Source organism: Kitasatospora atroaurantiaca (assembly GCF_007828955.1).
In the GTDB taxonomy this organism is placed as follows: domain Bacteria; phylum Actinomycetota; class Actinomycetes; order Streptomycetales; family Streptomycetaceae; genus Kitasatospora; species Kitasatospora atroaurantiaca.
The window spans coordinates 3,600,834-3,623,999 of sequence record NZ_VIVR01000001.1; the positions used below are offsets into that span (position 1 = coordinate 3,600,834).

Genomic DNA, 23,166 nt, shown 5'->3' on the forward strand with positions numbered 1-23,166 from the left:
CGGTGCGTTCAGGTGCTGTTGAGCGTCAGGAGACGTTCAGCGCGGTGTCGTCGATCACGAAGCTGGTCTTCAGCGAGGAGTCCTCGGTGCCGGTGAACTTCAGGGTGACGGTCTGACCTGCGTAGCTGGAGAGGTCGAAGGTCTTCTGCACGTAGCCCGATGCCGCGTTCACGTTGGAGTACGTGGCGAGGGTGGTGGAGTCGGCCTGGACGGTCAGCTTGTCGTAGGCGGTGCTGCCGGTCTCGGCGGTGTCGATGTGGAGCCAGAAGGAGAGGGTGGCCCGGCAGCCGGCCGGGATGGTGACGGTCTGCGAGAGGGTGTCGGTGTGGGTGCTGCCGTAGCCGTCCAGCCAGGCCTTCCACGAGCCGGAGTGGGCGGCCTCGGAGGCGGAGTTGGAGATCACGCCGGAGGAGGCGGTCCACGGCGCCGCCGAGCCGGTCTCGAAGCCGGTGTTGCCGAGCAGCTGGGAGGCGGTGCAGCCGCCGCCGCTGCCGCTGACCGTCCAGCTGAAGGAGGCCGAGCCGGAGGCGCCGGTGCCGTCCGTCGCGGTGACGGTGACGTTGGAGGTGCCCGCGGTGGTCGGAGTACCGGAGATCAGGCCGCTGGACGAGATCGACAGGCCGGCCGGCAGACCGGTGGCCGAGTAGGTGAGGGTCTGGCCGGAGGCCGAGTCCGTGGCGCTGACCTGCAGGCCGGCCGCCGTACCGACGGTGCCGCTCTGGTTGCCCGGGCTGGTCACGGTGACCGTGTTGCCGTGGGTGAGGATCGCGTGCGAGATGGCGCAGGAGTTGGTGTCGTTGGACCAGCTGGCCTGCTCGGCGAAGGTGCCGGTGGCGAAGGTGATGTTGGCCGCGCCGCCGGTGGTGCCCGCCTTCAGCCAGGCGCACTCGTCGGAGTTCTCCTGACCGTTGTAGGAGCTCCCGGTGTGGTTGGTCCAGCCGCCCGCCGGGTTCTGGTCGGACATCATCTCCTGCCACTCGTGGCCGAGGGTCATGGTCCAGCCGTCAAGGGTGCCGGGCGAGTTGATGAAGCCGACGCCGCAGCCCGCACCCATGTCGATGTTGTACGGCTGGTTGCTGAACGCGATGTCACCGTACGGCGAGGAAGCCGCACCCCCACCGCTCAGCGTGGTGTCGCCGTTCCAGTCGTGCCAGGCACAGTAACCCTGGGTGGGGCTCTGGTAGTTGTCCGGGTTGGTGCCGTGCGGCGACAGGATGACGTAGTACGCGTTCCGGTTCGAGGCGGCCGTGGTGTTGCCGAAGTGCGCGGCCGCGTTGACGGCCTCCACGGCCAGTTGGTGGCCGGTCGCCGAGCTCGGCGAGGCGGCCGCGTTGTCGTACCACACGCCGGAGAGCACGCCGCCGGCCTGGTACGGGATGAAGTTGGCGTTCGCGGGGCAACTGGTCGCGCCGGTGGCCACGTTCGGGCCGTCGCACCACTGGGTCAGGTCGGCCGACCACGTCTCGTTGTTGGTGCCGATGCCCTTGAACATGTTCTGGGTGGCGGCCGCGGCACCGTTCGCGTCACCGGTGAAGGTCGCGTTGCCGTTGGCATCGGTGCCCTGGGTGCCCCACTGGTTTCCGTAGAACACCAGGTAGACCTTGGAGTGGCCGCTCTGGACGCCGATGCCGTCGACGCCCCCGCCGTAGGACAGCGTCTGCTGCCCGGTGGCGGCGTTGGCCGAGTGGCTCGCGTCCCAGCCGTGCATCTTGGTGTTCAGCTCGACGGTCGGAACCACACCGTGCCGGTATCCGTGCTGGTACGCCGGGCTGTACGGGTTCTTGGGGCCGCCCTGCGCGGCTGAGGTGAGCGGCGCGGGGCTGGCCTGCGCGGGGACTGCCGCGGCGGTGAGGCCGCCTACGGCGAGTGCGAGTGAGACGGCGCCGGTCAGCGCCCCGAATCTCGCACGGCGGGTGGTGGGGGAATTACCCATGGGTGAGGGTGCCTCTCTCATGCCGACCACCCGGACGCTGGTGAGCGACGGGTGATCCTTTGGATGGACACAGGCCGGCGGCATTTCGCACGAGTACGCCGGGAAATCCGCACAACGGAGAGAAGCGGAAAGCCGGAAAAGCATTCCGCCGAGCTACCCTCCGCCCCTCCGCACAAGGAGAACGGAACCGACTTGGTGCAGACCAGGGAGTTGAGGACTCGTCATCATATGGGGCTGGTCCGCCGCCTGCAGGGCTGAAGCAAACCAGAGCCGGTGAACGGCGGTCAATGGATGGGCCTAAGGAAATGTTAAAGAAATGGTTTCCGCAGGTCAGGCCCAATATGAGGGCCGCAGTCAACGCGTGTAGCTATTCACTGAATACATTTCAGGATGACTGTTACAACATTTTCAACGGAATGTCAGCGGTTTTTCCCAGAGCCGGCCGGGACGGTTCAGCGGGAGGCGTCCTTGTCCGGGGCGCGGTGACGGAGGGCGTTCTGGGAGTCGACGTATTCGAGCATGAGGCGGGCGAACTCCAGACCTTCGCGCTCCGTCCAGTCGGCGGTGATGTACTTGTCCTCGGTCGTCGGCCCCGGCGCCGAGGACGACCCGCTCGCGAGCCACAGCCTCCAGGTCGAGCGCGCCCTCACCTTCCGGCAGTGGGCCCACGAGAACGTCGGCGCCTTCACCCGGTGACCCACTCAACCGGCCCGCCGAGGAGAAGGACATCGAGGGCCTGGTGAAGTCACTGCACTCGGCATGTATATACGACGAGTATACGCTCAGTGTATGGTCGTCTCATGAGTGTTCCTTTGACCCTTCTGGGGCTGCTTGAGCGGGAGCCGAGCCACGGCTACGACCTCAAGCGCGACTACGACGCCTTCTTCGGCCGGGGCAAGCCCCTGCCGTTCGGTCAGGTCTACGCCACGCTCGGCCGGTTGGCCCGGGACGGCAAGGTGGTGACGGGCGAGGCGGAGCCGGGCGACGGGCCCGATCGCAAGCGCTACGTCATCACCGATGCGGGGGTGACCGAGTTCGAGACCTGGCTCGCCGAGCCGGTCCCTGCTGAGCCGAACCTTCAGACGGTGCTCTTCACCAAGGTCGTGCTGGCCCTGATGCTCGGCCGCTCGGCGGAGCAGTACCTCGACACCCAGCGCGCCGCCCACATGAAGCGGATGCGCGAGCTGACCGAACTCCGGCGCACCGGTGCGCTGGTGGACGCGCTGCTGGCCGACCACGGCCTGTTCCATCTCGAAGCCGACCTGCGGTGGATCGACCTGACCGCCGCCCGGCTGGACGCCCTGGCGGAGGCGGTGCGCTCATGACCTCTCGTACGCACCCCTTCCTCGAGGCGCGCGACATCGAGCTCTCCTTCGGCGAGACCCCGGCCCTCCGGGGCGCCGGCCTGTCGGTGGCCGCCGGCGAGATCCTGGCGGTCATGGGCCCGAGCGGTTCGGGCAAGTCGACGCTGCTGCACTGCCTGGCCGGCATCCTCACCCCCGGTTCCGGCGAGGTCCACTTCGACGGCCGCCGGATCGACACCATGTCGGAGGCGGAGCGCAGCGCCCTGCGGCGCGACCGCTTCGGTTTCGTGTTCCAGTTCGGCCAGCTCGTCCCCGAGTTGACCGCCGAGGAGAACGTCGCCTTACCCCTGTTGCTGGGTGGCACCCGCCGGGCGACGGCCCTGAAGGAGGCCAGGCCCTGGTTCGGGCGGCTCGGCCTCGACGGGCTGGAGCAGCGCAGGTCCGGCGAGCTGTCGGGGGGTCAGGCGCAGCGGGTCGCGCTGGCCCGCGGCCTGGTCGCGCGCCCGCAGGTGCTGTTCGCCGACGAGCCGACCGGGGCGCTGGACTCGCTCACCGGCGAGCACGTCATGGACCTGATGGTGGGCGCGGCCCGCGAGCAGGGCACCACCGTCGTCCTGGTCACCCACGAGGCCCGGGTGGCCGCCTACGCCGACCGCGAGGCGATCGTCCGCGACGGAAGGGCGACCTCGCTGTCACCGGATCGGATCGCCTCGTGATCCGGTTCGCTCTCCGCCTCACCCTGAGCGGCGGGAAAGAGGCTCTGGCCCGGCTGGTCATCATCGCGGCCGCCGTGGCGATCGGGGTCGGCCTGCTGCTGTCCACCCTGGCGAGCATCAACGCCGTCGACCGGACCAACTCCCGGCAGCTGTGGCTCAACTCCGGCTCGGTGACCAACACCGCCACGGCTCCGGTCGACCCCATGCTGTGGCGGTACCACAGGGACTACTTCGACGGCCGGGAGATCACCTCGGTGGACGTCGCCCCGACCGGCCCGACCGCCCCGATCCCGCCCGGCCTTGCGAAGCTGCCCGCGCCCGACGAGTACTACGCCTCACCGGCACTCGCGAAGCTGATCCGCTCCACCCCGGCCGACCAGCTCGGCGACCGCTTCCCCCGCACCTTGGCCGGGGAGATCGGCTCGGCCGCGCTGCCGTCCCCGGACTCGCTGATCGCCGTCATCGGCCGTACCCCTGACCAGCTCTCAACCCTGCCCGAGGTCAGCCGGGTCACCGCCATCGCCACCACGTTTCCCGGCATCTCCTGCTCGGACTGCCCGGGCAACGGCGTACGCGGCGACGCCATGACGCTCATCCTCTCCGTCGTGGCCGGCGCACTGATCTTCCCGGTGGCCATCTTCATCGGCACCGCGACCCGCCTCTCCGCTGCCCGCCGCGAGCAGCGCTACGCCGCGATGCGGCTGGTCGGCGCCACACCCGGGCAGGTCTCGCTGATCTCGGCGGTGGAGTCGACATTGGCCGCCACCGTCGGCGCGGTGGTCGGTTTCGGCCTGTTCCTCCTGCTCCGCCCGGTGGTGGCGACCGTCCCGTTCACCGGTGACCGCTTCTTCGCCGGCGATCTGACGCTCACCGCGGGCCAGGTCACGGCGGTCGCGCTGGGTGTGCCGGTGGCGGCGGCGGTGGCGGCGCGGCTCGCGCTGCGGCGGGTCACCATCTCGCCGCTCGGTGTCGCCCGGCGGGTGACACCGCGCCCGCCGAGGGCCTGGCGGCTGCTCCCGCTGCTGGCTGGCATCGGTGAACTCGCCTACTTCGTCGGCCGGCGGCCGGAAACCACGGCCGGACAGACCCAGGCGTACCTCACCGGCTTCCTCCTGGTCATGGCCGGCCTGGTGACCGCCGGCCCGTGGATCACCATGTCCGCCGCCCGGGCGGTGGCCCTGCGCACCGGCCGGCCGGCCACGCTGATCGCCGTGCGACGGCTCGCGGACGACCCGAAGGCGGGCTTCCGGTCCGTCAGCGGACTGGTGCTGGCCCTGTTCGTCACCAGTGCGACCGTCGGGATCATCGGGACGATCAACGTCAACCGGGGTGCGCTCAGCGGAGATCCGGGCACCCGCTCGTCCGTGGTCCACGGCGGGTGGATCGAGGACCCGCCGTTGGCCGACGCGCTGCCGGAGCGGCTGATGACCGAGATGCACGCGATTCCCGGCGTCAAGAGCGTGACGGTGGTGCACGCCAACCCGGCGGGCATCGGGGCCGACCAGGACCCGCGTGGCCAGGCCCCCGCACTGGTGCTGTGCTCCGACCTCGCTCGTACGGCCGTGCTCGGTCACTGCCCGGCCGGCGCCGGTGTCGCGGCGGTCCCGCTGTACCGCTTCTACGACCTCCGGTCCGCGAGCGACGCTCAGTGGCCCACCGTGCCGATCTCCGCCGAGGAGCTGGCCCACCTGCCGGTCAGGCTCACCTATACAACGACCGACGGCTCGACGGCGGCCATGGAGCAGGCCAGGACCCTCATGACGCGGGCGTACCCCCGGTACCCGAGCAGGATGGTCCTCGACCGTGGCTCCAGCCTGCAGCAGCAGCTGGCCGGCTGGCGGCAGCTGGCCAACGTGGTGATCCTCACCACCCTGCCCATCGCCGGCTGCAGCCTGGCGGTGAGCGTGGTCGCCGGACTCTCCGACCGCAAACGCCCGTTCGCGATGCTGCGGCTCACCGGCGTCCCGCTCGGCATGCTGCGCCGGGTGATCGGACTGGAGAGCGCCCTCCCGCTGCTGTCCGTCGCCGTGGTCGCGACCGGGACGGGATTCCTCGCGGCACACCTGTTCCTCAAGTCGCAGATGCACTACGACCTGGTGTCCCCGGGGGCGGTCTACTTCGTGCTCGTCGCCGGCGGGATCGTCGCGTCGCTCGGGATCATCGCCTCGACACTCCCGCTGCTCAAACGGCTCACCGGCCCGGAGACCGCGCGGAACGGCTGACGCGCCGACGGTAGCCCTTCCCCCGGACGGCCGTACAGCCGTCCGGGGGAAGGGCTCAGCTCTGCAGGTGCCCCAGGACGGATCGCACCGCGCGCTCCACGGCGTCGCGCGACTGCTCGGTGCGGTCGACCGTCTCGAAGCCGTGGTGGCCGAGCGGCACGTCGATGACCTCGACCTCGGCCTTGCAACCCTCGGCGGCGGTCAGGAACTCCTCGACCGTCGCCGCGATCTCCCCGCGCTCCAACCCCGCCCGGGTCAGCACGATCGGCAGGTCCCCTGCAGAGCTCACGGCGGCTGCGGGGCGGAAGCGGGAGTCCACCATCCGCCAGCTCGGCAGTGGGGCGAGCACGGGGTAGTTCGCCGCCACACACCGCAGCCACGGCGGGGGCGCCGCGAACCAGTCGGCCGACAACAGCCCTCCGCCGGAGAAGAACCACAGCGCGACGCGCTCCCCGTCGACGCGCGGATCGGCCCGTACGAGCTCGACGGCCGCGGCGACGTCCTCGGCGGCACGCGCGTAGTCGGTCAGGGCGTGCAGCCGGTGATCCACCGTCACGCCCACCACGCCGAGACTCGCCGCGTACCGGCCGTAGCCGACGTAGGTCGGCCAGTCTCGAGGCGTGGGCTGCACGTCGGGGGAGACCGGGCCGCCGTGGACGAACACCACCGCCGGACGCGGCTGGTCGGTGTCCGGCAGGTAGAGGTCGACGCGTCCCACCCGCTCGCGAGGACGCTCCGGCAGGTCCATGAGGAACGGTTGGAGCCAGGTCGGCCGCTCGGCCGGCACCGCATTCACCCGGTGACCCTCGCCCGCGGCCGCTCGGAGCAGCACCTCGGCCAGCTCGTCGGGGGCGGAGAGCATCGGCCAGTGCCCGGTCTCGAGCTCGAAGAAGCTCACCCTGGGGTCGGCGAGCGCCTGGAACTGCGGCGGCCCCGCTGCCACCAGCGTCTCGATCATGGCGATGTTCATCCCGTTGGCGGTGCAGAAGACGCCGGTCGTCGGCAGCCAGGCGAGCGCCCCCGACAGCCGCAGCGGCTGGGTGAGGGTGCCCGACGGCTGCGGTACGGCAAGGCGGTCCAGCCGGGCCAGCCCGTCGGCGGAGATGCCGGCGGTGCTGCCCCAGCGCTGCCACTCGCCGAGCGGCGGCGCGATCAGGGAGTCGTCCGCGGCCGGGTTCAGCAGCTGTTCGCGGGCCGCCTGGTCGGGCACCAGCGCGAACGCCGAGTCGCCGTTCTGGGGCATGCCCGCGTCCAGGAAGACGATGCGGGTGATCCGCTCCGGGCGCCGGTCGGCCGCGCCCAGGACCGGGTGGATGCCGTAGCCGTGGCCGACGATCACCACCTCCGGCGCGTCCACCCGGTCGATCACCTGCAGCAGATCCTCGATGTGCGTCTCCAGGTCCGTGCCGGGCCCGGCCGGCTCGCGGCCGTCCCCCATGCCCGTGAGCGTCACCGGGTGCACCTCGGATCCCGACTCCCGCAGCCGAGCCGCCACCTCCTGCCAGATCCAACCGCCGGTGAAGCTCTCCGACACCAGCACGAACGCCGTCATGACCGCCTCCTCGCATACCTCGGTACGCGCGGTCGGCCTCACCCGCCGTCCGCGCTCACGGGTACGGTAGGAACTCCCCCTGAGGGAGGTTCAAGTCTTGTTCCCTGCCGACCTGTGGAGCATCGGAGAGCTCGCCGAGCACGCGGGCGTGACCGTCAAGACCGTCCGCTTCTACTCCGATCGCGGACTGCTTCCCGAGGCCGCCCGCAGCGCCGGGGGCCATCGCCGGTACGGTCCCGAGGCGCTCGACCAGCTCCGCCTGATCCGCTCGCTGCGCACCCTCGACCTGCCGGTCTCGGAGGTGGGCCGCATCCTCGACCGGGAGGATGCGCTGGAGGACGCCATCGCGGGGCAGTTGAAGGAGCTCGGCTCACAACTGGCATCCCTGCGCTGGCGCGAAGCCGCCCTGCAGCTGATCCGGGACTGCACCGTCGAGGAACGCCCCGACCGCCTGCGCCTGATCGGCGCCGTCTCCGCCCCGCCCAGTACGGCCGCACTGGCGCGCTTCTGGCGTGGAGTGCTGCCGGCCCGGCTGCCGGCGAGGCTGGTGTCCGCGATCCTCGACGAGGCGGTTCCGCAACCCCCTGCAGACCCGACCCCCGCCCAGGTACTGACCTTCGCCCGGCTGCACGCCCTGGCCTCGGAGGCGCTCCGCCACACCGAGAACTGCCGGTCCACAGCCCGCAACCACGAGGGGGACCTCCGCCCGGCCGTGCTGTACGAGGGTCTCGGCGAGGCGTACGCGCTGGCCTCGGCGAACCTGCGGGCGCAGCGGCCACCGCACGAGGACGGGGCACTCGACTGCTTCGTCTCCGCCCATGCCCGCGCGCGCGGCCTGCGGGACACCCCCGACTTCCGTCGGCAGCTCAGCGGGGTGCTCGCGCAGACCGCCGATCCCGTCATGGCCCGCTACTGGCAACTCACCAAGGAGCTGTCCGCCTCACCGTCCGGTCCACCGGAACCGAACATGGGCACCGCCCACTACTGGCTCCACACCGCCCTGGACAGCCAGGTCGCCCGCTCAGCCCCCTGACCGGGCAGTCGCGATGAGCCCCTTGAGATAGGACTCCATCACCGCGAAGTCGAAGCAGGTGGTGGTCGACCGGTCCGGATGCGGCCGGCAACTGTCCCGGAGCTCGGCCGGGACGACCTCGGAGGCGCGGATCGCCGCATAGGGATGCCGGTAGAGCGCGTACAGCGCGCCATCGATCTCTTCGACCGGCAGGTCGCCTGCCCAGCTGTCCTCGTACCATCTCCCGGAAATCCGGGAGATGAAGAGGAGGGCGCGTTCCCCGACGTCGAGCGCCACCTGTCCGAAGTGGGCCGGCTTGCCGATGAATTCGATCTGCGCGCCCGGGCCGACGTCGAAGACTCGTGCCGAGTACACCTCCTCGACCGTCGCCCTCAGCAGCTGCGAGCCAGGCGATTCGGTGATCACGACCCGTATCAGGTCGTTGCACTCCACCTTCGACTGCAGGAACGTCATGGCTTCCCCCTCGGCCCGTCGCCAGCTTCGGGGCAGACGGTACTCCGGGGGTGACGTCAGCCTGCAGTGGCCTTGGTGACGATGCTCTGCATCTCGTCCCGGCCGAACGCCCGCAGCGTCGTGGTCCGGATGTTGCCGAGCGCGCACACCCGCAGGAGTCCGGCGGTGATCGTCGCATCGTCCGGGGCCTCGACCACCGTCACGATGTCGTAGGGGCCGATCGTCCAGAAGAGGCTGACGACCTTTCCCCCGAGCTTCTCCACCATCCCGGAGAAGGCCTCGGCCCGCTGGGTGGTCTCCGGGTACGTCCGGATTCCCTGATCCGTCCAGTTCACCAGGACTACGTAGGTCGGCATGACTTCCTCGATTCCGTGGACGAGATCCTTGCGACCCTCATCAATTCCGGCCCCGCGCCACAAAGGAACACGCCTGCGCGACGTTCACCGGATCAGCGCAGCGGGCTTACCCCGGCCGGGTGGCTCCGCGGTGCGCCGGACCGAGGACACCTGCGCCCCCGAGTCAGGAGGACAACGGCTCCGAGGCCGACGCGGTGACCACGGGTCGGACCTTGGTCAGCATCAGGTTCAGGAACTGCTCGGGGTGCCGGAAGGCCGCGAAGTGGCTTGCGCCCTCGATCAGGGCGAAGGCCTTGACCGGCGCCTTCACGTCGTCGACGTACCGCCTCGCGAGCTCCGGTGTGGTGAACACGTCCTGATCACCGTGGAAGACGAAGAACGGCAGCTCGAACCGGGTCCCGTCGGCCCAGTCGTCGAACGCGGCGGTCTCGGGGATGAGCTGCTCGGAGAACTTCATGCCCTTGGCGAGGTCACCCACGGGACTGAGCGCTCCGGGGATGCGGGCGGGCCGACGGTGTATCAGGGAGCGGAACGGCACCGCGTTGAGGTGGGAGCCGTCCGGCAGGGCCGAGCCGTCGGCGTAGGCGGAGTGCCAGGTGCCGGTCAGGGGAGGGCGAGGCCGTTCCAGACGGCGTGTACGCCGTCGAGGTAGACGCCCTCCCAGTCCGATGCGATGGACCAGCCGGGCAGTTCGGTACGGTCCCGGTGGGTCAGCTCGATGCTCACCATGCCGTGCATGGCCGTCCAGATCAGGTACGCGCTCCGCTCGGCCGCGCCCGGCTCGGCACCAGGCGCGGCGGCCTGCGCGACTGCGGCGACCAGGACCCCGAAGGTGCTCTCGAGGGCTCGCACGCGAAGGTCCGGGCCGGGGTCGAAGTTGGGCACCGCCTGTTCGAACATGAAGGCGTACCGGGTGGGGCTCTGGAGCGCGAAGAGGCGGTAGGCCAGCGCCAGGGCGCGTACGTCCGTGAGGACTTCTCCGGTGGCGGGCACCGCGCCGAAGGCGTCTCGGAGCATGTCGAAGGCTCGCTCGTACAGGGCCTGGAGCATCCCCGTACGACTGCCGAAGCGGCTGTAGACACCCATGGTGGACGAGCCGGCCTCCTCGGCCACCCGCCGCACCGTGAGGCCGGCCGGGCCGTGGGCGGCGACCACCCGCAACGCGGCCTCGATGAACTGGCCGCGCAGGTCCTCGCCCTCGGTCACCGCACACGCCCCTCTCCGCATCTTTCCGAAGCATTACAGACCCGCCTCACAGCAGCTGCACCAGCAGGCCATGACATACGTTATTACAAGTGTTATCGCCTACTGCCGGAGGAACCATGCCCACGCAAACCCTCTACCGACTCGCCGGCTGGGCGGGTGCGATCTCCGCCGCCATCCTGCTGCTCAACAGCGCCCGGCGCGGCGCGCTGATCCCCGACGACCTGGCCTTCACCCACGCGCTCGCGCCGCTGGCGGAGGCATTCGGGCTGTTCCTCATCACTGGCCTCTACCTCGCCGACCGACAGCGGTCCGGCACCCTGGGGGCGGTCGGGTACACGCTCAACTTCCTGGGCATGGCCGGGCTCCTCGGCGTGGAGTACATCCTCAACCTCGTCTTCCCCGAACTGACCAAGGCACAGATCACCAGCCTGGTGGGCGGTCTGACCGGCGTGATGTTCACGGCCTCGTCGATCGTCTTCCTGGCCGGTGCCGTCGTCTTCGGCGCCGCGCTGTGGCGGGCCGGCCAGGCACCCCGTGGCGCCGTCGCGGCCTACGTTCTCGGCGCCACCCCGGTCGCACTGCGCGGCGTACTCCCGACCGCCACCTTCCCGCCGGGACTGCTGGTGATGGCGGTGGGCGTCGCCTGCCTGGGCATCACGCTGATCAAGCGCGCACCACGCCTCGGGCTGCCGGCCGCCGGCACAGTCGCGCCCGCCGGCTCGGCCCGCCCGGCCGTCCGGCTCCCGTAGCCCTGGAAGGACCGAGGAGGCCCGGACCGTGCTGCGGTCCGGGCTCCTCGAGGTCCGTACAGAGGTCTCCGTGCTCGGCGAGGCCTCCTACAGCCGGGCGGCGCGGTCCGTGAGCGGGCGCCTGCGCCGCGCGGTGTCGGCCAGGACCGGCGGGCGCCAGACGCCGTCCGGGCTGTAGAGGTTGGTCCCGGGCGGCACGATCTCGTCGATGCGGTCGAGGGTCGCGTCGTCGAGGGTGAGTGATGCTCCCTTCAGCAACGCCTCCAGCTGCTCCATGGTCCGCGGCCCGATGATCACCGAGGTGACGCCCGGGTGGGCCACCGGGAAGGCCACGGCCAGCTCGGGGAGCGTGCAGCCGATGCTCGCCGCCAGCTCGACGAGCTCCTCGACGACGTCGAGCTTGGCGGCGTTCTCGGGGATGGACGGGTCGAAACGGGCCGGTGTGAGGGCGGCCCGGCCGGTCGAGAGGTCGATCGGTCCGCCCTTGCGGTACCTGCCGGTGAGGAAGCCGGAGGCGAGCGGGCTCCAGGTGAGCACACCCATCCCGTAGCGTTGGCAGACCGGGAGCACCGAGGCCTCGATCCCCCGGGCGAGGATCGAGTAGGGCGGCTGCTCGGTCCTGAAGCGCCGGAGACCACGGCGTTCGGCGACGTGGTGCGCCTCGACGATCTCCTCGGCCGGGAACGTCGAGCAGCCGAAGGCGCGGATCTTCCCCTGCTGGACGAGGTCGCCCAGGACGGAGAGCGTCTCCTCGATGTCGGTCGTGTGGTCGGGGCGGTGGATCTGGTAGAGGTCGATCCAGTCGGTCTGCAGGCGCTTCAGGCTCTCCTCGACCTCCTTGATGATCCAACGGCGCGAGTTGCCGCCCCGGTTGGGGCCCTCGCCCATCCTGAAGTGCACCTTGGTCGCGAGCACGACGTCGTCACGCCGCCCCCGGAGCGCCTTGCCCACGATCTCCTCGGACTCGCCCGCGGAGTACATGTCCGCGGTGTCGACGAAGTTGATCCCGTGGTCGAGGGCGGCGTGGATGATGCGGATGCAGTCGCCGTGGTCGGGGTTGCCGACCGCGCCGAACATCATGGTCCCGAGGCAGTGGGCACTCACCTCGATGCCTGTACCACCGAGAACGCGGTAACGCATGGTCATGCCCCCTCTCCGGTCGTTACGTCGGTCATGCGCCGCAGCCTAGGAGCTGGAGTGGGCTCCAGATCAAGCCCTGTTCCCGACCGGATTCCCAGCGGTCGGCGTCGGACGCTCCCCGATGCCAGACTGGTCATGAGCGCCGGAGGTTGCGATGGGGTTCTACGCCGAACAGGTCGTCCCGCGGATCGTCAACGTCGCCTGTGCGATGGGGGAGGCCGGAGAGCTGCGACGCCGGGTCTGCCAGGGCCTGGCGGGCGAGGTCGTCGAGATCGGATTCGGCTCGGGGCTCAACATCCCCTACTACCCGGCGGCCGTCACCAGGGTCGACGCGGTGGAGCCCTCCGACGTGGGCTGGAAGCTGGCGGGCAAGCGGCTCGCGGCGACACCCGTCACCGTGCAGCGCGCGGGCCTGGACGGCCAGTCCCTGCCCTTCGCGGACGACGGCTACGACTCCGCCCTCTCCACCTGGACCCTGTGCACCATCCCGGACGCCGCTGCCGCCCTGCGCGAGCTACGGCGTGTCCTCAAGCCGGGAGGGACGCTGCACTTCGTCGAGCACGGCCTGGCCCCGGACGAGTCGGTCCGCCGCTGGCAGTGGCGTCTCGATCCCCTCCAGCAACGGCTCTTCGCCGGGTGCCACCTCACCCGGCCGATCGTCGACATGCTGACCACTGCGGGCTTCACCGTCACCGAACTCGACGTCTTCTACGAGAAGGGCGCCCCGAAGACCCTGGCCGCCGACTCGCTCGGCACCGCCGTGTCTCCCTAGCCGCGGGGGGCGCTGGGAGGCACGGCGGTGCCGTCGACGTCCGTCAGTGAGGCATCGTCCACCTCTGGGCGCCGGTGCCGTTGCAGTCCCAGATCTGCAGACGGGTGCCGTCGGCCGTCCTGCTGTTGGGGACGTCGAGGCAGCGTCCTGACGGCGTGTTGAGGAGGGACCCGTCCGCCCGGGGCCACCACTGCTGGGCGCCGGTGCCGTTGCACCCCCACAGCTGTACGGGCGCTCCGGCATCGGACCTGCTGTTGCTGACGTCCAGGCACTTGCCGAAGGCGCGCAGTGTGCCGTCGCCGGCCACCGTCCACTTCTGGGCGCCGGTGCCGTTGCAGTTCCACAGCTGGACCGGCGTACCGTCGGCGGTTCCGCTCGCCGCCACGTCCAGGCACTTCGACGCCAGGCCGGCGACCGGCCCGGTGACCGGGTCCGCCGGGCCGACGTCGAAGGAGGGCGGTGCGTCCTCGGGGGCGCTGCCCCAGGAGGGGTCGGGATCGGAGGCCAGGGTGTAGTCCAGCTTGCCGCCGCCGTTCACGAAGGCCTCGCTCACCCACGGGCGGCGGGAGTCCTCACCGTCCACCTTCAGCCCGTGGACGTACTTGACCGTGGCGGAGGCTCCCGGCGCGGTGATGTCGATGACGGCAGCGCTCGCACCGCCGCCCCGGTGAATGGTGATGGCGGGGAACTGCGGGCTCGCGAGCACCAGCTCGGCCCGGCCCGGCACCTGCGGGTACATGCCCAGCGCGGCCCAGACCGCCCAGGAGGACATCTCCCCCAGGTCGTCGTTGCCGACTTCTCCCGCGGGGGCGTCGGAGAACAGCGTGGTCAGCGCGCGGCGGACGACGTCCTGGGCGCGGTCGGCGCGGCCGGCGTAGGCGTACGCCCACGGGGTGTTGAGGGAGGGTTCGTTGCCCAGGTAGGCGTGCGGCTTCGCCGGTCCGGCGTTGAGGTTCCCGAAGAAGTCGTCCAGCCGGGACGCCACCGTGCCGTTGCCGCCCATCGCGTCGAACAGGCCGCGGTGGTTGTAGGGCACCATCCAGGTGTACTGGGCGGCGTTGCCCTCGACGTAGTGGTCCTGCTGGTCGGGGCTGAAGCCGGGCCAGGTGTGGTCGGCGCGACGCGGCTGGATGTAGTGGCTGTCGTGGTTGAACAGGCTGCGCCAGTTGGCCGAGCGGTGCATCAGGGTGTCGTGGGCGTCGGTGTCGCCGATCCGCGCGGCCAGCTGCGCCACGGCGAAGTCGGCGGTGGTGTACTCGAGGGTGGTCGCGGCCGCCCCCCAGACGCCGTTGGTGTCCACCGGGACGAAGCCGATGTCGTCGTACCGCCCGTGCCCGGCCCGCTCGCGGTCGTCCTTGCGCCCGGAGAGCGCCTGCCGGACCAGAGCGGTCGCGTCGAAGCCGGTGGCGCCGAAGGCGGAAATACCGGCGGCGATGACCGGGAGCGGGTCTCCGACCATGACGCCGGTGCCGCCGTTCGCCAGGGTCCAGCGGTCGAAGTAGCCGCCCTGGGCTCCCTGCGCGACGATCGACTGGGCGATGTCCGCGGACTCCTCGGGGGCTACCAGGGCCAGCAGCTGGGTCTGCGAGCGGTACACGTCCCAGCCCGAGAAGTCGGCGTACTGGGCGTGCCCGGTCCCGGCCGTGTGCACCTTCCCGTTGAAGCCGGGGTACCGGCCGTCCACGTCGCTCAGCACGCTGGGGTGCAGCAGCGAGTGGTAGAGCGAGGTGTAGAAGACCCGCCGGTCCTTCGTGCTGCCGCCGTCGACGGCGATCCGGCCGAGCATGCCGTTCCAGGCGCTCCGGGCCCCGTCCCTGACCTGGTCGAATCCGGAGGTGCCCTGCTCGGCGTTCAGGTTCGCCCGGGCTCCCTCGACGCTGACGAAGGAGATCCCGACCCGCGCCGTGACGGTGCGGCTGGACGAGGTGTCGAAGGAGACCAGCGCCCGCGCTCCGGACGCGGCCTGTGCGGCGTCGGGGTGCGGAGCCGGGGCACTGGTGGCCGCCGGGCGGGACTGGGCCTCGGCCGTCCGCGGGGGTTGGGGTGCGACACCCTCGCTCCGGCCCGTGGCGCTCTTCAGGGTGGTGTCCAGCTTGCCGTCGGCGAAGATGCCCGAGCTGCTGAACGGCCGGTCGAACGTGACGGAGAAGTAGAGCCGGTAGCGGTTGCCCGCCCCGCAGAAGCCCCCGCTGTCGGTGTAGCCGGTGATGCTGTCGGTGCCGAGGGACACCAAGCCGGAGGCGGCGTTGAAGGCCTTGCCCGCATCGAGCGTGAGGGACGCGGTGTGGCCCGCCGGGTAGGTGAACCTGGCGATCCCCGAGCGCTGGGTGGCGGCCAGCTCGGTCTTCAGGCCGTTGTCGAAGGTGACCGCGTACGACCCCGGGGACGCCGACTCGTTGGCGTGCGAGAAGACGGCGTGGTCGACCGGGGTCTTGTCCAGGACCGGCATCAGCGGGATGTTCCCGTAGTCCCCGCAGCCCGCGCCCGAGATGTGGGTGAGGCTGAAGCCCCGGATGCGGTTGTCGTCGTAGAAGTAGCCGCCGTGCTGGTACGTGACGGTGTCCGGGCTCCACTGGAGCATGCCCAGCGGCGCGGTCGCGCCGGGGAAGGTGTTGCCGGCGCCGCCGCCGTTGCCGAAGTCGGTCGCGCCCTGCTTGGTCCCGACGTACGGATTCACGTACTGGGCCGGGTCGCTGACGGTGGTTCGGCCCGTCGGGTGCGGCCCGGCCGGCGCCGCGAGGGCGGGGCTCGCGACGAGGGACGCGCAGACCGCCACCGCGAGCGCAGCGGGCCACCGGGGCGCACGGCCGGACCGGATGATTCGGGGGATCTTCATGGAGCCTCCTGCTGACCAGCTGTCAGTCACGTTGCGCATTGTGATCATCGTGACGGCTGGACCCGTGACGGTCCGTCAGCGACAGCTCGGAGTCACCCGCACGGACGACCGCACGGCCCCGGAGGGCGGCCGTTCGCCTACCGCGTGGCCCCGGGCCGGGCCGTGCTGCGCAGGGTGGCCTGGCCGGCGGCCGCGGCGAGGGCGGAGAAGGCCACGGCGAGCATCCAGTCGCCGGCGCGCTGGTACGGGGTGACCCCGGAGACCAGCGGGACGTCGGTCACGAACGCCCCGCGGTAGGAGGCCGGGTGCCAGGCCAGCAGCCGCCCGTCGGCGCCGAAGACCGCGCTGACGCCGGTGAGGGCGGAGTGCACCGCGGGCCGGCCGGTCTCCACGGCCCGCACGGCGGCCAGGGACGCGTGCTGCGGCTGCGCCCAGCTGCCCTGGAAGGTCGAGGTGGAGGACTGGTAGACGAGCAGCTGGGCTCCGCGCGCGACCTCGGTCCTGGCCATGTCGGGGAAGGCGGATTCGAAGCAGATCAGCGGGGCGAAGGTCAGCGCATCGCTCTGCATCACCACGGTGTGGTCGCCCCGCAGGTGGTTGGTGGGGGCGGCCCTGCTGACCTCGGCCAGCCAGCCGAGCAGCGGGCGCAGCGGGATGTACTCGCCGAAGGGCACCAGCCGGATCTTGTCGTAGGTGCCGAGGACGCCACCCGGCCCGATGAGAGCGGACTCGTTGTAGTCACCGGTGGTGCCCGGCTGCGGGGCGCTGCCGTTGACCAGCAGATCGGCACCCAGCTGCCGGGACAGCACCTGGAGCGCGGCGATCCGGCCGGGCTCGTACGTGACGCTGCTCTCGCCCCACACCACCAGATCAGGCCGCTGCCCCGCGAGCTGCGCGGTCGCGGCCGCCTCGAAGGCCTGCCGGTCCTCCGGCGGGTCCATCACGCCGGGCTGGACCACGGCGATGCGCACCGTGCCGGCGGCGGGCAGTCCGGGGCGGAGCGCGTACCAGACGGGGCCGGCCGCCACACATGCCGCGGCCGTCAGCAGCGCGGCGGCGCGTGGCCAGGCGCGGCGCTGGAGCACGGCCAGGACGAGCGCCGTGTTGGCGGCACCGATCAGGAAGCCCGTCAGCCAGACCCCGCCGAGTGCGGCGGAGGCGAGCATCACCGGCCGGTTCCACTGGGTCGCCCCGAGCAGGGCCCAGGGGCCGCCCAGGCTCTGCCACGACCGGACGGCCTCCGCGCAGGTCCAGGCGCTGGGCACGACCAGCAGCGCGGCAGCGGCGCGCCGAGCGGTGAGGGGTGTCGCGAGCAGCCGGTGCACGGCCCAGCCCCAGGGCAGCCACAGCGCCCCGAGCAGCACGCTCAGCAGGGCGAGCCCCGGCCCGATGTTCGGCAGCAGCCAGTACTGCGTGACCGCCTCGAACGCACCGAGGCCCCACCAGGCCCGGATCATCCCTTCGCGCCGGGTCGGAGCCGAGCGGACCACGAGCATCAGCGGGACGAGGGCGAACCAGGCCAGCCACCACCAGGCCGGAGCGGGGTACGCGAGGGCGGGCAGCGCCCCGGCGAGGACGGCCGTGGCCCGGCCGCGCCGCCGGCTCCCCTGCCCGTCCCGACGGTCGGCGCGACGGCCGACGCGACGGCCGGCGCGGCCCCGGGCGCGACGGCGGGGCCACCGGGGCCGCCGGCCGCGGTCGACGAGCACGAGGACCAGCCAGCCGGCGGTGAACCCGGCCGCCAGCCACCACAGCAGCGCGCGCTCCCGCCCCGCGTGCCACCACGGGACCATGGCCAGGCCCGCCAGCACGAAGGCGACGTTGTAGAGCACGTCGTAGATCGCGAACACCCGGCCGCGCACACCGTCGGTCGTCGCCCCGCCGATCAGGGCGTCGGAGGAGACCTTCAGGACCTGGAAGGCGAAGGCCGCCATCCCCACACAGGGCACCAGCGCCCAGAGCGAGGGCACCAGCCCCCCGACGTACGCGGCGGCGCCGGCCGCCAGGAACGCCACGGGCAGGAGCGCGCGGGCGCCGTACCGGGCGGCGAGCGGCGGGGCCGCGATGCTGCCCGCGAACGCGGCGACCCCGGTCGCGGCGAGCGCGATCCCGTAGCCGGAGGTCTTCAGCCCGTACCGGGAGTCCGCGACCAGGACGAGCAGCACGAAACCCGCGCCCAGCAGCATCCGGTGCGCCGCGACACTGAGCAGCGGCCGCCGGATCGCCGGCGTCCGGGCGACCACCCTCGCCCCGTCGGCCAGGTCGCGAGCGGTACGGCGAACCCGCGGCAGCACCGGGTCGCCGTGGCGTCCGCCCAGATACGGCAGGCTGTGGAACACCGCCGCCGCCACCGCGTAGAGCACCCCCGCGAGCAGGAACCCGGCGACCGCCGAATGCCCGACGAGCTGCGAGCCGCCCACCGCCCCGAGGAACGCCGCAATCGTGCCGGCGGCCGCCGACAGCGCATTCGCCGGGACCAGCCGGTCCTTCGGCACCGTACGCGGAAGCGCGGCCCCCTTCGCGGTGAGCACCAACCTGGACGAGGAGAGCAGCAGCAGGACCAGCAGATAGGCCGCCGCGGTCGCCTTCGTCGCCACCACGGCGGCGCCGCCGACGACCAGCAGGGTCCGGAGCAGGGACACCGCGATGAGCGTCCGCCGGCGGTCGAAGCGGTCCAGGAACACCCCGGCGAACGGGCCCACCACGCTGAACGGCAGCAGGGTCACCGCCAGGACGGCGGCGATCCGGCCCGGTGTGGCACCGCGTCCCACGTCGAACAGGACGAACTGTGCGAAGGCGATCTGCGCCAGCCCGTCCGCGCACTGGCCGAGGCACTGGCCCGTCACCAGCCCGCGCAGCGGGCCCGCCAGGTCGCGGCGCAGGCCCGTGGGGGCCCGTCCGGCCGGCGACCCGTCGGTGGCGATCGTCTCTCGCCCGCCCATGCCCCCATCGTCCTGCTGCTCCAGGCGGGGCACTACGGGGCTCCTCGCGGTTGTGCCCCGGACGACGGAACGGCCCGGGCTGCCGATGCAGCCGGGGCCGTCCCTCGTTCGGCGGGCCCGCGCCGGTCAGGAGGCGTCGGAGATCTTGGGCATGTCGCCCACCGTCGTCGTCATGTCGATCACGGAGAACGCCGCGCCCTGGGGGTCGGTGAACGCCGCGAAGCGGCCGAAGGGGCTGTCCATCGGCCCGAACCGGAGAACGCCTCCGTGCTTGGCCACCTTCGCCACCACCGCGTCGCAGTCGTCGACGGCGAAGTAGACGCCGATGAAGGGCGGGACCTCGGGCGGGAAGTCGTCCGTCATCGTCATCCGCCCCATGACGGGGTCGTCCCCCAGGTTGAAGAGCTTGTAGTCGACCTCGTCGCTCTCCATCCGCTTCACCTTGTACGGGAAGACGGCCGGGAAGAAGGCGTCCGACTTCGCCGGCTCGCGGGTGAACACCTCGGCCCAGGTGAACGCGCCCGGCTCGCCGCGCTTCTCGAAGCCCTCGTGGCTGCCCGCCTGCCAGACGCCGAAGGCGACGCCGCCGGGGTCCTTCGCGAGCAGCATCGAGCCGAAGTCACCGACCTGTGCGGGTTCCATCAGCATCTGACCGCCGGCGTCGCGGATCTTCGCGGCGGTGGCGGCGACGTCGGGCGACGCGAAGTACAGGTACCAGGCGGACCGGCTCTCCTGCCCCTCCTGGCCCGGCATCGGGGGGACGACGGCGGCCACCGCCTTGCCGCCGGAGTACGCCTGCGTGTAGTTCCCGAACTCCGACGCGGCCTCGCCGAAGGTCCAGCCCAGCACGTCACCGTAGAAGCGCTTCGCCCCCTCGACGTCGGTGAACATCGCGTCGGCCCAGCAGGGCGTGCCCTCAGGTTGCGCGGCCATGACTCTGACTCCCTCGCACTCGGTAGGTGGTCCGGTTTTTCACGCTAGCCAGTGACCGGCCGACTCGCGCGGTAACACCGTGCCGGTGGGCGCGTCGTCATCCCATGGTCTTCGCGCCGTCCAGCGACTCGCGGATGATGTCGGCGTGGCCGGCGTGCTGGGCGGTCTCGGCAAGGATGTGGAGGAGCACCCGGCGCACCGACCACCGCGCGCCTGGCTCGAACCACGGCGCCTCCGGAAGCGGGTGGAACACGTCCAGGTCGAGCGTCGCCACGAGTTCGTCCGTCCTGCGTGCCACCTGCTCGTACGCGTCGAGCATGCCGGCCAGGGTCTCTCCGTCGAGCAGCCGGAACTGGCCCTCCCAGTCGACGGGCTCACTCCGCATCGCCTCGGCGCCGCCGACCGCGAAGCGCATCCACCTCTCCTCGACCCCGGCCACATGCTTGATCAGGCCGCCCAGGCACAGCTCGCTCGCGGTGGTGCGCAGCACCGCCTGCTCGTCGGTGAGATCGCGGACGGTGTAGCGCAGGAAACCCCGGTGCTTGGCCAGCGTCTCCAGCAGATCGGCACGCTCGCCGGTGACGGGATTCGGGTCGGTGCTCATGGCGAATTCCTCCGGTGTCCTGAGGCTGTGTCAGCAGGCTGTCTCGTCATTGGCGCGGGGACCGCTTCGCCCTCGGTGTCGATGTGGGGCAGGATCCGGTCCAGCCAGCGGGGCAGCCACCATGCGTGGTCGCCGAGCAGGGTCATGACGGCCGGGACGAGCAGCAGGCGGACGATCGTGGCGTCGAAGAGCACGCTGACCGCCAGCCCCAGGCCGAGCATCTTGACCACGATGTTGTCGCTGAGGATGAAGGCCGCGAAGACGCTGACCATGATGAGCGCGGCGCAGGTGATCACCCGCGCGGTGATCTCCAGTCCGTGGGCGACGCTGTCCTTGCTGTCGCCCGTACGCTTCCAGGCCTCGTGGACCCGGGAGAGCAGGAAGACCTCGTAGTCCATGCTCAGGCCGAAGACGATGGCGAACATCATCATCGGCACGTAGCTCTCGATCGGGACCTTGCCGTTGACCCCCAACGCCGGTCCGCCCCAGCCCCATTGGAAGACCGCGACCAGAACGCCGTAGGAGGCGGCGATGGAGAGCAGGTTGAGCACGGCGGCCTTCAGAGCAACCGGGAGGCCGCGGAAGACGATCAGGATGATCAGGAAGGCCAGGCCGACCACCACGGCGATGATGACCGGGAGCCGCTTGGAGATGAGCTCCAGGAAGTCCACCTGGGCGGCGGTCGTCCCGGTCAGGTACGTCTTGGCGGCTGTGCCGGACACCGCCTGCGGCAGGACGTCGTCCTTGAGGTGGTTGAACAGGTCGGTGGTGCCTGCGTCCTGCGGCGCGACGGTGGAGATGGCGGTGGAGATCAGCACCTGGCCGTTGCTGGTGGGCTGGGGCGGGCTGATGCTCGCCGCGCCGACGCCGCCGGTGAGCGCCTTCTGGACGTTGGCGGCGAGCGTGGCACGGTCGGCCGTCGGGACATCGGTCTGGTCGACGACGACGGTCAGCGGGCCGTTGGCGCCCGGCCCGAAGCCCTCGCTGATGAGGTCGTAGGCACGCCGGTCGGTGAAGCTGGTGGGGTCCGCCCCGTTGCCGACGTGCCCGAGCCGGATGGAGAACAGGGGGATCGCGAGGATCGCCACCGCCGCCAACCCCCCGGCCAGGAACCACCAGGGGTGGTGTTCCACCCGCTTGGCGTACCGGTGCCACCCTCCGTGGGCCTCCCCGCCCGGCCCGCTCGTGCCCTCCGCGACGGGGGTCCGTACGTGGAAGCGGTCGATCCGGCGTCCGATGAGGCCGAGCAGCGCCGGGACCAGGGTGAGCGCACCGAGGACCGCCGTGACCACCGTGACGGCGGCGGCGGCACCCAGCTTCCCGATGAAGCTCACCCTGGACACGTACAGGCCCGCGAGGGCGACGACGACCGTGCAGCCGGAGACCAGGACCGCGCGTCCGCTGGTGGCCACCGCCCGGCCCGCCGCCACCGCAGGCTCGGCGCCGTCCATGACGAGCTGCCGGTGACGGGTGATCAGGAACAGCGCGTAGTCGATGCCGACGCCGAGGCCGATCATCGTCGCCAGGGTCGGCGACACGCTGGCGAAGGTGAAGGCGGCGGCCACCAGGTTCAGGCAGCTCAGGCCGACGATCACCCCGATCAGTGCGCTGACCAGGGGAAGCCCGGCGGCGATGAGGCTGCCGAACCCGATCAGGAGGACCACCACCGCGACGATGAACCCGATGGCCTCGCTGCTCAGGTCCTTGGTCTCGGGCCTGGCGAGCTCGCCGAGCGGTCCGCCGTACTCGACCTCGACGCCGGCGGCCCGCAGCGGCGCGACCGCGGTGTCGACCTGGCTGATGTAGTCCTCGCCGAAGGAGGAGGGATTGCTGTCGAAGCGGACGGTGATGTAGCCGATGGTGCCGTCGGAGGAGAGCGCTCCGGTCGTGGGCGGCAGCGGGTTCTGCACGGACAGCACGTGCGGGAGCTGCTGCAGGGCGTTGACCGCCTGGCCGACCTGGGTCTGCACGTTCGTCAGGGGGCCCTGGGCGTCGTGCAGGACGACCTGGGCGCTGATGCCGCCCGCGCCGGGGGCGTTTGCGCTGAGGACCTGCTGGCCCGTGTACGACTGGGTCCCGGGCAATGAGAAGTCGTCGGCGTAGGTTCCGCCGACCGTGTTCTGCAGCCCGTGCAGCACACCCAGGGCAGCCAGCCAGACGACGATGACCACGACGAAGTGGCGAGCACACCACTCGCCGAGTCTCAGCAGCAGCCCTGGTCGGACGTCCGGTGCGGTACCGGTGCTCCCGTCACTCGGCGAAGGCATGAGGTCTCCCAGGGCTGCGACCGGCAAGGCGAAAGACCGCTGACGGATTGTCCTAGTTTGTGAAGATAGGTCGCAGCCGAACCCGCGCGGCAGAGCAACACACGCCCGAACGGGTCCGATGGCGTGACCGCACCGCTCTGCCGGTCGG

At 71.4% G+C, this 23,166-nt stretch carries 19 protein-coding genes; 7 read left to right on the plus strand and 12 right to left on the minus strand.

The genetic code is table 11. From position 1 onward, the window contains the following. Positions 1–25 precede the first annotated feature (25 nt). Positions 26–1,933: a putative Ig domain-containing protein gene (locus FB465_RS36995; protein ID WP_246192688.1), complete on the minus strand. Its 1,908-nt coding sequence runs from the start codon at positions 1,931–1,933 to the stop codon at positions 26–28. Positions 1,934–2,500: 567 nt separating this feature from the next. Between FB465_RS36995 and FB465_RS37530 the strand changes: the two genes are divergently transcribed. The 4 genes from FB465_RS37530 (at position 2,501) to FB465_RS16600 (ending at position 6,175) form a co-directional block, all read left to right on the plus strand. Further along, positions 2,501–2,629 (plus strand): hypothetical protein, encoded by a 129-nt coding sequence (locus FB465_RS37530; RefSeq protein ID WP_281292348.1) that lies wholly within the window; start codon positions 2,501–2,503, stop codon positions 2,627–2,629. Positions 2,630–2,733: 104 nt separating this feature from the next. Beyond that, complete coding sequence (locus FB465_RS16590) at positions 2,734–3,258, plus strand: PadR family transcriptional regulator (RefSeq protein ID WP_145791533.1); 525 nt, start codon at positions 2,734–2,736, stop codon at positions 3,256–3,258. Further along, positions 3,255–3,953 carry an ABC transporter ATP-binding protein gene (locus tag FB465_RS16595; RefSeq protein ID WP_145791535.1) on the plus strand — a complete coding sequence of 233 codons (699 nt, stop codon included), beginning with the start codon at positions 3,255–3,257 and terminating at the stop codon, positions 3,951–3,953. The genes FB465_RS16590 and FB465_RS16595 overlap by 4 nt, the downstream gene beginning before the upstream one ends. Next, positions 3,950–6,175 carry an FtsX-like permease family protein gene (locus tag FB465_RS16600; protein WP_145791536.1) on the plus strand — a complete coding sequence of 742 codons (2,226 nt, stop codon included), beginning with the start codon at positions 3,950–3,952 and terminating at the stop codon, positions 6,173–6,175. Before FB465_RS16595 ends, FB465_RS16600 begins: the two co-directional genes overlap by 4 nt. Before the next feature lie 55 nt (positions 6,176–6,230). On the opposite strand, the gene FB465_RS16605 is transcribed toward FB465_RS16600, so the two are convergent. Next, complete coding sequence (locus FB465_RS16605; RefSeq protein ID WP_145791538.1) at positions 6,231–7,727, minus strand: alpha/beta hydrolase; 1,497 nt, start codon at positions 7,725–7,727, stop codon at positions 6,231–6,233. Positions 7,728–7,824: 97 nt separating this feature from the next. On the opposite strand from FB465_RS16605, the gene FB465_RS16610 reads away from it, so the two are divergent. Beyond that, on the plus strand, positions 7,825–8,760 hold the full coding sequence (locus FB465_RS16610; RefSeq protein WP_246192689.1) for a helix-turn-helix domain-containing protein: 936 nt from the start codon (positions 7,825–7,827) through the stop codon (positions 8,758–8,760). On the opposite strand, the gene FB465_RS16615 is transcribed toward FB465_RS16610, so the two are convergent. The 4 genes from FB465_RS16615 to FB465_RS16630 all read right to left on the minus strand — a co-directional run bounded on the left by FB465_RS16615 (position 8,749) and on the right by FB465_RS16630 (position 10,775). Continuing rightward, a complete protein-coding gene (locus FB465_RS16615; protein ID WP_145791540.1) occupies positions 8,749–9,213 on the minus strand; it encodes a hypothetical protein in 465 nt (154 codons plus the stop codon). The genes FB465_RS16610 and FB465_RS16615 overlap by 12 nt on opposite strands. A 56-nt stretch (positions 9,214–9,269) precedes the next feature. Further along, positions 9,270–9,569, minus strand: a complete 300-nt coding sequence (locus tag FB465_RS16620; RefSeq protein ID WP_145791541.1) for a GYD domain-containing protein — start codon at positions 9,567–9,569, stop codon at positions 9,270–9,272. Positions 9,570–9,732: 163 nt separating this feature from the next. Continuing rightward, on the minus strand, positions 9,733–10,047 hold the full coding sequence (locus FB465_RS16625; RefSeq protein ID WP_145791543.1) for an alpha/beta fold hydrolase: 315 nt from the start codon (positions 10,045–10,047) through the stop codon (positions 9,733–9,735). Positions 10,048–10,172: 125 nt separating this feature from the next. Further along, positions 10,173–10,775, minus strand: a complete 603-nt coding sequence (locus tag FB465_RS16630) for a TetR/AcrR family transcriptional regulator (protein WP_211785798.1) — start codon at positions 10,773–10,775, stop codon at positions 10,173–10,175. 116 nt (positions 10,776–10,891) lie between these two features. On the opposite strand from FB465_RS16630, the gene FB465_RS16635 reads away from it, so the two are divergent. Further along, the gene (locus FB465_RS16635; protein WP_145791546.1) at positions 10,892–11,524 is read left to right on the plus strand and encodes a hypothetical protein; all 633 of its coding nucleotides are present in this window, start codon (positions 10,892–10,894) and stop codon (positions 11,522–11,524) included. A gap of 87 nt (positions 11,525–11,611) precedes the next feature. On the opposite strand, the gene FB465_RS16640 is transcribed toward FB465_RS16635, so the two are convergent. Then, complete coding sequence (locus FB465_RS16640; RefSeq protein ID WP_145797392.1) at positions 11,612–12,664, minus strand: aldo/keto reductase; 1,053 nt, start codon at positions 12,662–12,664, stop codon at positions 11,612–11,614. Between the two features lie 154 nt (positions 12,665–12,818). On the opposite strand from FB465_RS16640, the gene FB465_RS16645 reads away from it, so the two are divergent. Beyond that, positions 12,819–13,436 (plus strand): class I SAM-dependent methyltransferase, encoded by a 618-nt coding sequence (locus tag FB465_RS16645; protein WP_145791548.1) that lies wholly within the window; start codon positions 12,819–12,821, stop codon positions 13,434–13,436. 43 nt (positions 13,437–13,479) lie between these two features. Here FB465_RS16645 and FB465_RS16650 read toward each other — a convergent pair whose 3' ends face one another. From FB465_RS16650 to FB465_RS16670, 5 genes are all read right to left on the minus strand, one after another. Further along, entirely contained in the window at positions 13,480–16,272 is a 2,793-nt protein-coding gene (locus FB465_RS16650) for a lectin (RefSeq protein WP_145791549.1), read from the minus strand. A 137-nt stretch (positions 16,273–16,409) separates the two neighbouring features. Beyond that, entirely contained in the window at positions 16,410–19,247 is a 2,838-nt protein-coding gene (gene lnt / locus FB465_RS16655; RefSeq protein ID WP_145791551.1) for an apolipoprotein N-acyltransferase, read from the minus strand. Positions 19,248–19,340: 93 nt separating this feature from the next. Next, complete coding sequence (locus FB465_RS16660) at positions 19,341–20,147, minus strand: VOC family protein (RefSeq protein WP_145791553.1); 807 nt, start codon at positions 20,145–20,147, stop codon at positions 19,341–19,343. Between the two features lie 97 nt (positions 20,148–20,244). After that, positions 20,245–20,751: a DinB family protein gene (locus FB465_RS16665; protein ID WP_145791555.1), complete on the minus strand. Its 507-nt coding sequence runs from the start codon at positions 20,749–20,751 to the stop codon at positions 20,245–20,247. Beyond that, the gene (locus FB465_RS16670; RefSeq protein ID WP_145791556.1) at positions 20,748–23,018 is read right to left on the minus strand and encodes an MMPL family transporter; all 2,271 of its coding nucleotides are present in this window, start codon (positions 23,016–23,018) and stop codon (positions 20,748–20,750) included. The genes FB465_RS16665 and FB465_RS16670 overlap by 4 nt, the downstream gene beginning before the upstream one ends. Positions 23,019–23,166: the final 148 nt, after the last annotated feature.

Coding starts and splice junctions, on each gene's coding strand:
- FB465_RS36995 (WP_246192688.1), bottom strand. CDS start 1,933: ATGGGTAATTCCCCCACCACCCGCCGTGCGAGATTCGGGGCGCTGACC.
- FB465_RS37530 (WP_281292348.1), top strand. CDS start 2,501: ATGTACTTGTCCTCGGTCGTCGGCCCCGGCGCCGAGGACGACCCGCTC.
- FB465_RS16590 (WP_145791533.1), top strand. CDS start 2,734: ATGAGTGTTCCTTTGACCCTTCTGGGGCTGCTTGAGCGGGAGCCGAGC.
- FB465_RS16595 (WP_145791535.1), top strand. CDS start 3,255: ATGACCTCTCGTACGCACCCCTTCCTCGAGGCGCGCGACATCGAGCTC.
- FB465_RS16605 (WP_145791538.1), bottom strand. CDS start 7,727: ATGACGGCGTTCGTGCTGGTGTCGGAGAGCTTCACCGGCGGTTGGATC.
- FB465_RS16615 (WP_145791540.1), bottom strand. CDS start 9,213: ATGACGTTCCTGCAGTCGAAGGTGGAGTGCAACGACCTGATACGGGTC.
- FB465_RS16620 (WP_145791541.1), bottom strand. CDS start 9,569: ATGCCGACCTACGTAGTCCTGGTGAACTGGACGGATCAGGGAATCCGG.
- FB465_RS16635 (WP_145791546.1), top strand. CDS start 10,892: ATGCCCACGCAAACCCTCTACCGACTCGCCGGCTGGGCGGGTGCGATC.
- FB465_RS16640 (WP_145797392.1), bottom strand. CDS start 12,664: ATGCGTTACCGCGTTCTCGGTGGTACAGGCATCGAGGTGAGTGCCCAC.
- FB465_RS16645 (WP_145791548.1), top strand. CDS start 12,819: ATGGGGTTCTACGCCGAACAGGTCGTCCCGCGGATCGTCAACGTCGCC.
- FB465_RS16650 (WP_145791549.1), bottom strand. CDS start 16,272: ATGAAGATCCCCCGAATCATCCGGTCCGGCCGTGCGCCCCGGTGGCCC.
- FB465_RS16660 (WP_145791553.1), bottom strand. CDS start 20,147: ATGGCCGCGCAACCTGAGGGCACGCCCTGCTGGGCCGACGCGATGTTC.
- FB465_RS16665 (WP_145791555.1), bottom strand. CDS start 20,751: ATGAGCACCGACCCGAATCCCGTCACCGGCGAGCGTGCCGATCTGCTG.
- FB465_RS16670 (WP_145791556.1), bottom strand. CDS start 23,018: ATGCCTTCGCCGAGTGACGGGAGCACCGGTACCGCACCGGACGTCCGA.